This is a genomic window from Brevundimonas sp. (genome assembly GCF_023259385.1).
In the GTDB taxonomy this organism is placed as follows: Bacteria; Pseudomonadota; Alphaproteobacteria; order Caulobacterales; family Caulobacteraceae; genus Brevundimonas.
In genome coordinates, this window is record NZ_JAHFPF010000107.1 from 1 (window position 1) to 10,680 (window position 10,680).

The window sequence follows — 10,680 nt, forward strand, 5'->3', positions numbered from 1 at the left end:
GTTCAATTGCAGCCGCACCCGGTCCACCGACATGCGGCGGCGGACTTCGCCGGGATCGTCCAGGGTGCGGGCGTGGGACAGGGCCTCCAGCGCTCCGGCCAGCGCGCCCTGCTTCTCGCGGGCGGCGGCGACGTCGAGCCACGGGCGGTGGTCCTCGGGATCCAGCAGGGCGCGGCGCAGGGCCGAGCGCTCGGCGCTCTCATAGTCCTGAACCTTGATGGCGCGGATGAAGAGCAGGTTCTGCAGCCGGATCAGGGCCTGGCGGTCGCTGACCGGAGCCATCAGCACGTCGAGGCGGTCGGCGACATGGGGGGTCAGTCCGGCTCGAAGCGCGCGCCGGGTCAGCTCGGACGGCAGGACCAGCCGGCCCTGGCTGAAGGGGTCCAGCGCCACCGGCCCTTCCGGCGTCTCGATCCGCAGCAGGAAGTGGCCGGGGAAGTCGACGCCCTGGGCCTTGATCCCGGCGCGGCGGGCGGCGTCGAGGTAGAAGACGGCCAGCGCGGCGGACAAGCCCCGGCGGCGCTCCGCCACGTCGATGATGTCGGTGTTGCCGACGTGATCATAGTTGATCAGGTCGCCGTTCAGTCGAAGGTCGCCGGCCAAGGTCTCGGCCAGGGCGTCCTCCGGTCCCTCGCTGGGCAGACGCTCGGACAGGCGTTCGGCGGCGTGGGCGGCCAGCAGCCGGACCGGCTCGGCCTCGCGGAAGGGATAGTCATGGATGGCGCAGGCGATGGCCGCTTCCAGCAAGGGGAAGTCGTCGTCATCGGCCAAGCCGGCTTCCGTCAGCCCCTGTTCGGCCTCTTCGCGTGTCATGCCCGCCCCCGGTTCACGTCCCGACGATGGCGCGGAAAGCGGCGGGGGGCCAGCGCCACAATATCGATCCGCAACAGATGCCCGGCCAAGCTGGGTCTTTGGCGCAACACCGCCCGTCCGGCGGCGAGCAGGCGGGCGTACTGGTCCGGTCCGAGGGCGGCCAGCGCCTGATCCATGGTTGATCGGCGCTTGACCTCGACCACGGCCAGGGTGCGGCCGCGGCGAGCCAGGAGGTCGATCTCTCCGGCGCGGGTCTTCAGCCGGAAGCCGAGGATCTGATAGCCCTTGAGCATCAGCAGGGCCGCCGCCAGCCATTCGGAGCGATGGCCCAGCCGGTGGGACAGTCGGCCCAGGCTGACGCGCCAGCCGCGCGGAGCCCTGACGACCTTCGGCGCCTTGAGGCGGACCGAGGGTCGTTTCGCGGTCACCGGCCCTGAAGCTCCAGCGCCCGCTTGTAGAGCGGCTTGCGGGGCAGGTTCAGCGCCCTGGACACCTCGGCGGCGGCCTCGCCGGGCGGGAGACGGGTCATGGCTTCCTTCAGGGCGGCGTCGGCGTCGGCCTCCGAGGCGACCTCGGCCTCGCCGGGACCGACGACAATGACGATCTCGCCCTTGGGCGACTGGCAGCGGGGGTCGACGGCCAGGTCTGCCAGGGTCCCGCGCACGCATTCTTCGTACAGCTTGGTCAGCTCGCGGGCGACGGCGGCGGGGCGGGGTCCGAGCACGGCGGCCATGTCGGCCAGGCTGTCGGCGAGGCGGGGGCCGCTCTCGAAGAAGACCAGCGTCTGGCGGCCGGTGCGGACCTCCTCCAGCGCGGTGCGGCGGGCGCCCGACTTGGGCGGCAGGAAGCCGGCGAACAGGACGCGGTCGGCGGGCAGGCCGGCGATGCACAGGGCGGCCAGCAGGCTGGAGGCGCCGGGGATCGGATGCACCGGCAGGCCCTCGGCCAGGACGGCGCGGGCGACGACGAAGCCGGGGTCCGAGATCAGCGGGGTGCCGGCGTCCGAGACCAGGGCGACGACGGCGCCGTCCCTGAGCCGTTCGACGGCCAGTTCGGCGGCGCGCTCCGAGGCGTGGTCGTCGCAGCGCTCCAGCTTCGCCTTCAGTCCATAGGCCGACAGCAGCTTGGCGGTGACGCGGGTGTCCTCGGCCAGCACCAGATCGGCGGCGGCCAGCACGTCGAGCGCCCGCAGGGTCATGTCGCGCAGGTTCCCGATCGGCGTCGCCACCAGATAGAGGCCGGACGCGACAGTGCGCGGAGGCGGGGCGGTCGGCGGGAAGACGGACGGATCAGGCATCGGCGGGACCGTGCCTGACAGGCCTGGCCCTGTCAGGGGAAAAATGCCGAAACCCCATCATGCCGAAACTTCCGATACGGCCGGGAGCGAAAAGCGCACTCGGAAAAAATGGAGTGCACATCGTGCACAAATTCGCCTGAGGCGGAGTATCGCGCTCGGGGTTCAACTCGAGCGTCGCTGTTTGATTTTCAAGGACCGGAGAGGCCAGTCTACCGGGGCGGTACGCCAGAAACGGACGCAGGAGCGATCAGGTCAGCAGCGCCTTCAGCACGGCATCCAGCAGAGGCCGGCCGGTGGCGGTGGCGGCGATGCGGTCGCCCTGGCGAACGAGGAAGCCGTCGGCGAGCAGGTCGGCGAAGCGGCCGGTCTCCGGCGTCAGGTCCAGCGCCTCCAGGTCCGTCAGGGCGACGCCCTCGACAGTGCGCAGGCCCAGCAGGATGCGCTCCTCGGCGGCCTCGACGGGGGACTGGCCGTCGCGCTCGCTCCAGGGCGAGGCCGAGGCGACCCCAGCGATGTAGTCGGCGAGGCCGCGATGGGCGACGGTGGCGGTGCGGACGCCGTCCAGGGTCAGGCGGCCGTGGGCGCCGGGGCCGACGCCGACATAGTCGCCGCCGCGCCAGACATGGAGGTTGTGGGCCGAGCGGGCCGCCTCGCCCCGGGCGTGGTTGGAGACCTCATAGGCGTCGAAGCCCGCGGCCTCGAGCAGGCCTTGCGTGGTCTCATAGAGTTCGGCGGCCAGGTCCTCGTCGGGCGGGACCAGGGTCCCCCGGGCGAAGGCGCGGCCGAAGGCGGTCGCGGGCTCGATGGTCAGCTGGTAGGGCGAGACGTGCTCGAAGCCGAGGTCCAGGGCCTCGGTCAGTTCCGCGCGCCAGCCGCCGATGGTCTGGCCGGGGCGGGCGTAGATCAGGTCGATGGACAGGCGCGGGAAGGCGCGGGCGGCCAGGGCCACGGCGCGGCGGGCCTCGGCGGCGGAATGATTGCGGCCCAGCATCGTCAGGGCCGCGTCGTCCAGGGCCTGCACCCCCATGGACAGGCGGTTGATTCCGGCGTCGGCCAGGGCGGCGAAGCGGCCGGCCTCCGCGTCGGTGGGATTGGCCTCCAGCGTGATCTCGATGGGGCCGCGCGGTTCGAACAGGGTCTGCGCCCGGGCGATGACCCGGGCGACGTCGTCGGGATCCATCAGCGAGGGCGTTCCGCCGCCGAAGAAGATGGAGGCGAGGCGGCGCGGACCGGTCAGGGCCGCCTGGGCCTCAAGGTCGGAGACGATGGCGTCGGCGAGCGCGGCCTGCTCCTCCGTCCGGCCGCGGTCACGTACGACGTTGAAGTCGCAATAGGGACAGATCCGGGCGCAGTAGGGCCAGTGGACGTAGAGGGCGACGTCATTGCCGGGGTGGGGGGGCATGGACGGGGTCTACACTATTCATCTCCCTCCCCCGAAGTGGGGAGGGACGTCGGCGCGCAAGCGACGACAGGGTGGGGATGGTGGGGTCGTCCGTCAGTGCGATGGCTCCCCACCCGACCTCGCTTCGCTCGGCCACCCTCCCCAGAAGGGGAGGGAGACGCCGTATCAGTCGATCAGAGCCGCCTTCAGCTTCTCGAACGCCCGCGCGCGGTGGCTGAGGCTGTCCTTCAGCGCCGGATCCAGCTCGCCGAAGGTCTGGGTCTGACCCTCGGGGATGAAGATGGGGTCGTAGCCGAAGCCGCGGTCGCCGCGCGGGGGGAAGGTCAGCAGGCCGTGGACCTGGCCCTCTACCACCACGGCGGGGCCGTTGGGCCAGGCGACCGCGAGGGCCGAGGTGAACCAGGCGCGCCTGTCGTCGGAACGGATTTCCTCGAGCCTTTCTTCCACGCGGCGCATGGCGAAGGCGAAATCCTTGTCCGGTCCGGCCCAACGGGCGGAAAAGATGCCCGGCGCGCCGTCCAGCGCCGCGACCGACAGGCCGGAGTCGTCGGCCAGCGAGACCTCGCCCGACAGATCCGCCGCGTGACGCGCCTTGAGCAGGGCGTTGCCGACGAAAGTGCTCTCGGTCTCGTCCGGTTCGGGCAGATTCAGGCCACCGGCGGTGACCACCTCGTAATGTCCGCCGAGAAGCGCCTCGATCTCGGGAACCTTGCCCGGGTTGTGGGTCGCCGCGACGATGCGCATCCCTTTGACAAGTTTCAACATTTTGACCTCAAGCGACGCTGTAATGATTCATTGCACAAGTTTAATATCGTTAAACGATATGTAACATGACTTACCCCGGGGCACGGCCTATCTATTATCTCAAGAACGGACGCCGCAACGTTCCCCGGTCAAGGCCTTCCCCGGCAAGATCGATCCAGCGGATCAACGAAAGAGGGGTGAAAACATCCCTCACTCAGGACTGACGGAGAACGACTATGAACACCATGAACGCTTCCTACTTCATCGAAAAGGTCGGCCACGGCGTCCTGAACGCCTTCCTGCTCGCCGCCATGCCGACGGCCTTCGTTGCGACCCTCGTCCAGTTCTTCTGATCGACCCCGGTCGGGAGCTTTGACGATCCGCATGACAAACGCGAATAATAAGCCCGCGCGTGGGTTCACCGGACCCCGCGCGGCGATCGCGCCCCGACATCCGGTCTGAGAAAGGCCGATCCATGCGTTTCCCGAAGCCGTCATCACTCGGGTTTCGCCTGCCTTCCGTCCGCGCCCCCGCCCTGCCGGGCCTTCGCGCCGGATCGATGACAAGACTTCTGGGCGTTGCGCTGCGCGCCGCCTTCTGGGCCCTGGCCCTGGCCACCCTGGCCGCCGTCCTCGCCTTCATCTTCGTGGCCTTCGTGCCGATGGGCCCGATGGGTCTGACCGCCACCACCGGCGATGAAGGCACGCGCGTGCCCGTGCCGCGCGCCTATCTGCTGTTCGGCCTGGGCGCCTTCGTCGGTTATCTGGGCGGCTTCGCCCTGATCCTGCGCCACCTGAAGGTGATCGTGCACACCCTGCGCATCGGGGATCCCTTCCAGCCCGCCAACGTCAGCCGCCTGAAGCAGATCGGCCTGACCCTGGCCACCGTGACCGGGGGCGCCTGGGTGGGCCAGACCCTGGTGTCGCGCCTGGTGCGCGGCGCGCTGGAGCCGCCGAGCCTGTTCGACCTGGTCACCCCCGCCTTCTCCGTTCTGGTCGTGTTCGTGCTGGCCGAAGTGTTCCGCGAAGGCGCCCGCCTGCGCCGCGAATCCGACCTGACGATCTGATCCTGTTGAGTTAGAGCAGTCCCCATGGCCATCCGCGTCCAGCTTGACCGCATCCTCGTCGAACGACGCATGTCGCTGACCGAGCTCGCCGATCGCGTGGGCGTGACCCTGGCCAATCTGTCGATCCTGAAGACCGGGAAGGCGCGGGCCATCCGCTTCACGACCCTGGACGCCCTGTGCCGCGAGCTGAACTGCCAGCCGGGCGACCTGCTGGCCTGGTCGCCGGGTCCGCAGGACCTCGGCGCCGACGAGGACGTCGACGGGACCTCATGAGCCGCCGGGCCGACCTGAGCCCCGAGGATCGCCGCATCTGGGCCCGGGTTTCCGGCTCGGTGAAGGAGAAGGTCGCCAAGAAGGCGCTGCGCGTCACGCCCGGCGCGGTGGAGGCCGATCCGCCCGCCGCGCCCCATCCGAAGACCCCCGCCAAGTCGCCGCCGAAATTCGTCAAGCCGCCGAAGCCCGGCGCCGCCGCGCCTGTCGCGCCCCCGTCCGCCTCGCGCGGTCGGGGCCTGCCCGAAGAGCTGGAGCCCCGCCGCCAGCGCCGGCTGTCGCGCGAGCGCGATCCGATCGAGGCCAAGATCGACCTGCACGGTTATGGCCGGTTCCAGGCCCAGGACGCCCTGACCGCCTTCCTGATCGGGGCGCAGGCGCGGGGCTATCGCGCGGTGCTGGTGGTCACCGGCCAGGGCCGTCGCGGCGGAACCGGCGTCATCCGGGCCTCGGTGCATGAGTGGCTGCAGGCGCCGGGACTGCGCACGGTAGTGTCCGGCTTCGCCCCGGCGGCGCGGCATCACGGCGGCGACGGGGCGCTGTATGTGACGATCCGGCGGGGTTAGCAGCGCCAAGGGCGGCGGGCAGGGCGCCCAGCTAGTGATTAGTGGTTAGTGATTAGTGGTTCGATGCGTCCGCGGGCAGGGCCCCGTGCTGGAGGCGCCCGTTCAGCCGCCACCCACTAATCACTAATCACTAACCACTAGCCGGGCTCCGTCAGTTCAGAACGAGCCCAGCTCCCCTAGCCAGCGTCTCCAGCGACGTCATCGGGCGCGGGCCCCAGTGGGCGATGACTTCGGAGGCGGCGAGGGAGCCGAGCTTGCCGGCGTCCTCCAGCGACAGGCCGCGGGCGAGGCCCAGCAGCAGGCCGGCGGCGTACTGGTCACCGGCGCCGGTGGTGTCGACCACCTTGTCGACCGGGAAGGCGGCGACGGCGACGCGCTGGTCGCCCGAGATCACCACCGAGCCCTCGGCGCCGCGCGTGACGGCGGCCACGTCAACCATTGACGCCAGGCGTTCGGCGGCGGCGTCGAAGTCGTCGGTCTCGAACAGGGCGGCCAGTTCGGCCTCATTGGCCAGGACGATGTCGGCGGAGGCCTCGATGAAGGCCAGAAGCTCGGCGCGCCACCGGTGGACGACGAAGCTGTCCGACAGGGTGATGGCGACCTTGCGGCCCGCGGCGTGGGCGGCGGCGGCGGCGGCCTCGAAGGCGGCGCGGGCCGGGGCCGGGTCGAACAGATAGCCTTCCAGATAGACGATGGCCGAGGCGCCGATCAGGTCCGCGTCGATGTCGGCGACCGTCAGCTGATTGGCGGCGCCCAGGAAGGTGCACATGGTGCGCTGGCCGTCGGCGGTGACGTTGATCATGCACACGCCGGTGGCGTGGCCGGTCGCGGCGCCGTCTTGCAGCGGCGGGGTCTCGAAATGGACGCCCACGGCCTGGATGTCATGGGTGAAGACCCCGCCCAGCTGGTCGTCGGCGACCTTGCCGATATAGGCCGCCCGGCCGCCGAAGCTGCCGACGCCCGCGACGGTGTTGCCCGCCGAGCCGCCCGAGGCCTCGACCCCCGCGGCCATGGCGGCGTAGAGGGCCGCGCTCTGGTTCGCATCGACCAGCTGCATCGAGCCGACGATCAGGCCCTGGGCGTCCAGGAAGGCGGGCTCGCAGGGGGCCAGGACGTCGACGATGGCGTTGCCGACGGCGATGACGTCATAGGTGGGGTTCTGGGTCATGGGCGCGCCATAGCGCTCACGACGCCGATTGGCCAGCGGTCCATGACGGCGACGACTTTCACGGCTATGAGCGCGGCATGACCCGTATCGCCGTCCTGACCCCCGATCCCGCCGATCCCTCATACGCCGGGCAGTGGCCGGGCGTGCTGGAACGGCTGTCCCAGGCGCTGGCGGCGGCGGAGGTCGCGGTCGAGCCGACGCCGTGGACCGACCACATCGCGGACGCCTCGGGCCTGACCGGTTATCCGCTGGTGCTGCCGCTGATCGTGTGGGGCTATCACCGCGATCATCAACGGTGGATGCAGGCCTGCCGGACCTGGGAGGCGGCGGGGGTGCGGATGCGTAATCCGGCGTCGGTGATCGGCTGGAACTCGGACAAGAGCTATCTGGGCCGCCTCGCCGACAAGGGCGTGGCCATGCCGGACACGGTCTGGGTCGAGGGCGTGACGCAGGCGGACGTGGACGCCGCCTTCGACCGCTTCGGGACCGATGTGGTGGTGGTCAAGCCGCGCGTCTCGGGCGGGGCGTACAAGACGCTGCGGCTGGCGCGGGGCGAGACGATGCGGGGCGCCCCCGAGGGGCCGGCGATGATCCAGCCCTATCTGCCGTCGATCGAAACCGAGGGCGAGACCAGCCTGCTGTTCTTCGGCGGCAAGCTGAGCCACGTGATCAACAAGCGGCCGGTGAACGGCGACTTCCGCATCCAGGTGCAGTTCGGCGGGCAGTACGTCGCCCTGCCGGAACCGCCGGAGGGCGCGCTCGAACTGGCCGAGGCGACGCTGGCGGCCATCGGCGAGGATCTGCTCTACGCCCGCATCGACATGGCTCCCGGGCCGGACGGTCAATGGTTGCTGATGGAGGCCGAGCTGATCGAGCCGGACTTCTACCTGGGCTCGGCGCCGGAAGGCGGGGCGCGGTTCGCGGAAGCGGTGAAGGCGAGGCTGGGGGGCTGAGAGAGATGGAAACGACGGCGAGACTTCTGCCTGAGCTTCAGGAGTGGAACAACGGAAACGGCATTACGTCGCTCGACTGGCTTTACACCGAGGCTCGGTCGGACTTCGGCGTCGCGTTCGCCGATCTCTTCTGGCCAACTTTCGTGGAGTTCGAAGGCTACGTCTTCCGAGAGGGGTTTTCGGTCGATACCGTCCGCTCGTGGGAAGGGAATGGAACGGATCGCAAGGGAGTGGAAGCGGCCACGAACCTTCTGGATACCGGCGACCTGTTCGTGCCACCGGGCGCCGAATGGTCAGGCCTGATCGAGGCCCGGGCAATCCATGTGGGCCGTATTCTGGCGGAGACCTATCGAGCCAAATTGGCTCGTGATTTTCCCGGGAGGACGTTCTGCGTTGAGTTCTACGACGGCTCCGAGCCGGGCGATGACGACATATATGTGACGTTCTGGCAGGCGCCGGCCTAAGCCGCCTCGCCCAACGCCTGCAGGCCCGCGCGGCTCGGGCACAGGTCGCTGATCACGCAGGCGCTGCATTTCGGCCGGCGCGCCGTGCAGGTGTAGCGGCCGTGCAGGATCAGCCAGTGGTGGGCCTTGGGCAGCCACTCGTCCGGGACGATGCGGTGCAGCTGGGTCTCGACCTTGTCGGGCGTGCCGGCGTTGGCCAACCCCAGACGATGGGAGACGCGAAAGACGTGGGTGTCCACGGCGATGGCCGGTTCGACGCCCATTTCGTTCAGCACCACGCTGGCGGTCTTGCGCCCGACGCCGGGCAGGGCCTGCAGCGCCTCGCGGGTCAGCGGGATCTCGCCGCCGTGCTTCTCCAGCACGATGCGGCTGAGCGCGATGACGTTCTTCGCCTTGCCTCGATAGAGGCCGATCGAGGAGATGTAGGGGATCAGACCCTCTTCCCCGAGCGCCAGCATCTTTTCCGGCGTGTCGGCGACCTTGAACAGCTTGTCGGTCGCCTTGTTGACCCCGACGTCGGTCGCCTGGGCCGAGAGGGCGACCGCGACGACGAAGGTGAAGGGATTGGAGTAGTTCAGCTCGGTCTTCGGGTCCGGCATGACGGCCGCCAGCCGTTCGAAGATGGTCTCGACCCGATCCTCGTCCGGCGGCCAGCGCAGCATCGGAATGGCCGCGCCGGTCATGACGGCGGGGCGTTTGGGCGCGGCCTTCTTGCGGGGGCGGGCGGGCGGCTTCATTCCCCCTCGTCTCCGGGAGCCGGGCCGGGATCGAGCCCCAGGGCCGCCAACGCTTCGCGCGCCGCGCGTTCGCCCTCCATCCAGGCCCCGTGGGCGGTGCCGTAGAAGGCTTCGGCGGTGGCTTCGCCGGCGAGGAAGATGCGGTTCTCGACCGGGGCCTTCAGCTTGCGGCGGTCGCCCGCGTGGCCCGGCATGGCGTGGGAATAGGCGCCGTGAGACCAGGGATCGGCGCCCCACATGGTGGCTGTGACCGGGGCCAGCCGCTTGCGCATGTCCGAGCCCAGCAGATGGACCAGCTCATCGACGGCGAAGGCGAAGAAGCCGTCCTGGCCTTCCGCCTCCAGCCCCCGGGCCAGGTCGGCGCCGTAGTAGCCCTCGATCATCGGACGGCCGAAGGGGCGCAGGTGATAGCCGCCGGTGTCGCCGGTGTCGCGGCGGCCCCACAGCTGGCTGTCGGGCGGGAAGTCCTCGGCCCTGGTGACCGTCATGTGCATCTTGGACGCCAGCCCCAGCGGCACATAGGTCGCGGCCTCGACCAGATCGGGCAGGGGCGGGTCGAAACGCAGGGTCTCGCGCGCGATCAGGTCTGTGGGGACGGTGACGATGACGGTGCGGGCCTCGATCACGCCCCGGTCGGTCTCGAGCCGCAGAACGGGTCCCGAGCGGTCGATCCGGCGCACCGGGCAGCCCGTGACCACCGCGACCGGGCGGCCCAAGGTCTCGATCAGACGGCCATAGCCCTCGCGGACCCGCCAGTTGATCCCGGTGTCGCGATAGGCGTCGTAGTCGAGGATGGAGACCTCGGCGAAGCGCGCGCCGTTCAGGGCGCCGGAGATGGCGTCCATGCGGCCGTTCCAGCGGCAGTCAGGCTCCAGCAGGGTCGAGGCCGGGCCCTCGTGACCGCGCGCGGCGGCCTGGGCGATGCGGTCGTCGAAGGCGTCGAAGGCGGCGCGGAACTCGGCCTGTTCCGAGGTGGTGATCTCATGACCGAAGGCCTGGCTTTGCCAGGGGGGCGGGGTGCGATCGACGGTCAGGCCGGCGGGTTCGACCAGGGCGGCCAGCGGATTCTCGTCGGCGGAGTGCAGCCAGCCGCAGCCCATGTCGAGGCCCTCGCCCTCGAACGGCAGGGTCCAGGCGCGGCCGCCGATGCGGTCGCGCGCCTCCAGCACGGCGACGGTCAGCGGGCGGCCGGACAGGGCG

The 10,680-nt window shown here is 70.2% G+C and carries 13 protein-coding genes; 5 read left to right on the forward strand and 8 right to left on the reverse strand.

The window, feature by feature from the left end; all coding sequences use genetic code 11:
• From Q0C81_RS09680 to rdgB, 5 genes are all read right to left on the reverse strand, one after another.
• A partial coding sequence (locus Q0C81_RS09680; RefSeq protein WP_291836932.1) for a transglutaminase family protein occupies positions 1 to 813 on the reverse strand: 813 nt, incomplete at its 3' end.
• Positions 810 to 1,166: a YraN family protein gene (locus Q0C81_RS09685; protein ID WP_291836954.1), complete on the reverse strand. Its 357-nt coding sequence runs from the start codon at positions 1,164 to 1,166 to the stop codon at positions 810 to 812. The genes Q0C81_RS09685 and Q0C81_RS09680, both read right to left, overlap by 4 nt.
• Positions 1,167 to 1,237: 71 nt before the next feature.
• Positions 1,238 to 2,110 carry a 16S rRNA (cytidine(1402)-2'-O)-methyltransferase gene (gene rsmI / locus Q0C81_RS09690; RefSeq protein WP_291836934.1) on the reverse strand — a complete coding sequence of 291 codons (873 nt, stop codon included), beginning with the start codon at positions 2,108 to 2,110 and terminating at the stop codon, positions 1,238 to 1,240.
• A gap of 247 nt (positions 2,111 to 2,357) precedes the next feature.
• Positions 2,358 to 3,512, reverse strand: coding sequence for a radical SAM family heme chaperone HemW (gene hemW / locus Q0C81_RS09695; protein ID WP_291836935.1), 1,155 nt, complete (start codon positions 3,510 to 3,512; stop codon positions 2,358 to 2,360).
• Between the two features lie 165 nt (positions 3,513 to 3,677).
• The gene (gene rdgB / locus Q0C81_RS09700; RefSeq protein WP_291836937.1) at positions 3,678 to 4,277 is read right to left on the reverse strand and encodes an RdgB/HAM1 family non-canonical purine NTP pyrophosphatase; all 600 of its coding nucleotides are present in this window, start codon (positions 4,275 to 4,277) and stop codon (positions 3,678 to 3,680) included.
• 538 nt (positions 4,278 to 4,815) lie between these two features.
• Between rdgB and Q0C81_RS09705 the strand changes: the two genes are divergently transcribed.
• From Q0C81_RS09705 to Q0C81_RS09715, 3 genes are read left to right on the forward strand one after another with little or no spacing between them, the layout of a single operon-like run.
• Positions 4,816 to 5,322: a DUF2975 domain-containing protein gene (locus Q0C81_RS09705; RefSeq protein WP_291836939.1), complete on the forward strand. Its 507-nt coding sequence runs from the start codon at positions 4,816 to 4,818 to the stop codon at positions 5,320 to 5,322.
• A gap of 24 nt (positions 5,323 to 5,346) precedes the next feature.
• The gene (locus Q0C81_RS09710) at positions 5,347 to 5,595 is read left to right on the forward strand and encodes a helix-turn-helix transcriptional regulator (RefSeq protein ID WP_291836941.1); all 249 of its coding nucleotides are present in this window, start codon (positions 5,347 to 5,349) and stop codon (positions 5,593 to 5,595) included.
• Positions 5,592 to 6,158: a Smr/MutS family protein gene (locus Q0C81_RS09715; protein WP_291836942.1), complete on the forward strand. Its 567-nt coding sequence runs from the start codon at positions 5,592 to 5,594 to the stop codon at positions 6,156 to 6,158. Before Q0C81_RS09710 ends, Q0C81_RS09715 begins: the two co-directional genes overlap by 4 nt.
• A 151-nt stretch (positions 6,159 to 6,309) precedes the next feature.
• On the opposite strand, the gene Q0C81_RS09720 is transcribed toward Q0C81_RS09715, so the two are convergent.
• Positions 6,310 to 7,326 carry an adenosine kinase gene (locus Q0C81_RS09720; RefSeq protein ID WP_291836944.1) on the reverse strand — a complete coding sequence of 339 codons (1,017 nt, stop codon included), beginning with the start codon at positions 7,324 to 7,326 and terminating at the stop codon, positions 6,310 to 6,312.
• Positions 7,327 to 7,403: 77 nt separating this feature from the next.
• On the opposite strand from Q0C81_RS09720, the gene Q0C81_RS09725 reads away from it, so the two are divergent.
• On the forward strand, positions 7,404 to 8,279 hold the full coding sequence (locus Q0C81_RS09725) for a transporter (RefSeq protein ID WP_291836946.1): 876 nt from the start codon (positions 7,404 to 7,406) through the stop codon (positions 8,277 to 8,279).
• Between the two features lie 5 nt (positions 8,280 to 8,284).
• On the forward strand, positions 8,285 to 8,743 hold the full coding sequence (locus Q0C81_RS09730) for a hypothetical protein (RefSeq protein WP_291836948.1): 459 nt from the start codon (positions 8,285 to 8,287) through the stop codon (positions 8,741 to 8,743).
• Here the strand turns inward: Q0C81_RS09730 and nth are convergent.
• On the reverse strand, positions 8,740 to 9,480 hold the full coding sequence (gene nth, locus Q0C81_RS09735) for an endonuclease III (protein ID WP_291836950.1): 741 nt from the start codon (positions 9,478 to 9,480) through the stop codon (positions 8,740 to 8,742). The genes Q0C81_RS09730 and nth overlap by 4 nt on opposite strands.
• The coding region (locus Q0C81_RS09740; RefSeq protein ID WP_291836952.1) for an NAD(P)/FAD-dependent oxidoreductase at positions 9,477 to 10,680 on the reverse strand (1,204 nt) is incomplete at its 5' end. The genes Q0C81_RS09740 and nth, both read right to left, overlap by 4 nt.

Excerpts from the sequence above, each read along its gene's own strand:
- rsmI (WP_291836934.1), bottom strand. The coding sequence starts at position 2,110 with ATGCCTGATCCGTCCGTCTTCCCGCCGACCGCCCCGCCTCCGCGCACT.
- hemW (WP_291836935.1), bottom strand. The coding sequence starts at position 3,512 with ATGCCCCCCCACCCCGGCAATGACGTCGCCCTCTACGTCCACTGGCCC.
- rdgB (WP_291836937.1), bottom strand. The coding sequence starts at position 4,277 with ATGTTGAAACTTGTCAAAGGGATGCGCATCGTCGCGGCGACCCACAAC.
- Q0C81_RS09705 (WP_291836939.1), top strand. The coding sequence starts at position 4,816 with ATGACAAGACTTCTGGGCGTTGCGCTGCGCGCCGCCTTCTGGGCCCTG.
- Q0C81_RS09710 (WP_291836941.1), top strand. The coding sequence starts at position 5,347 with ATGGCCATCCGCGTCCAGCTTGACCGCATCCTCGTCGAACGACGCATG.
- Q0C81_RS09715 (WP_291836942.1), top strand. The coding sequence starts at position 5,592 with ATGAGCCGCCGGGCCGACCTGAGCCCCGAGGATCGCCGCATCTGGGCC.
- Q0C81_RS09720 (WP_291836944.1), bottom strand. The coding sequence starts at position 7,326 with ATGACCCAGAACCCCACCTATGACGTCATCGCCGTCGGCAACGCCATC.
- Q0C81_RS09725 (WP_291836946.1), top strand. The coding sequence starts at position 7,404 with ATGACCCGTATCGCCGTCCTGACCCCCGATCCCGCCGATCCCTCATAC.
- Q0C81_RS09730 (WP_291836948.1), top strand. The coding sequence starts at position 8,285 with ATGGAAACGACGGCGAGACTTCTGCCTGAGCTTCAGGAGTGGAACAAC.
- nth (WP_291836950.1), bottom strand. The coding sequence starts at position 9,480 with ATGAAGCCGCCCGCCCGCCCCCGCAAGAAGGCCGCGCCCAAACGCCCC.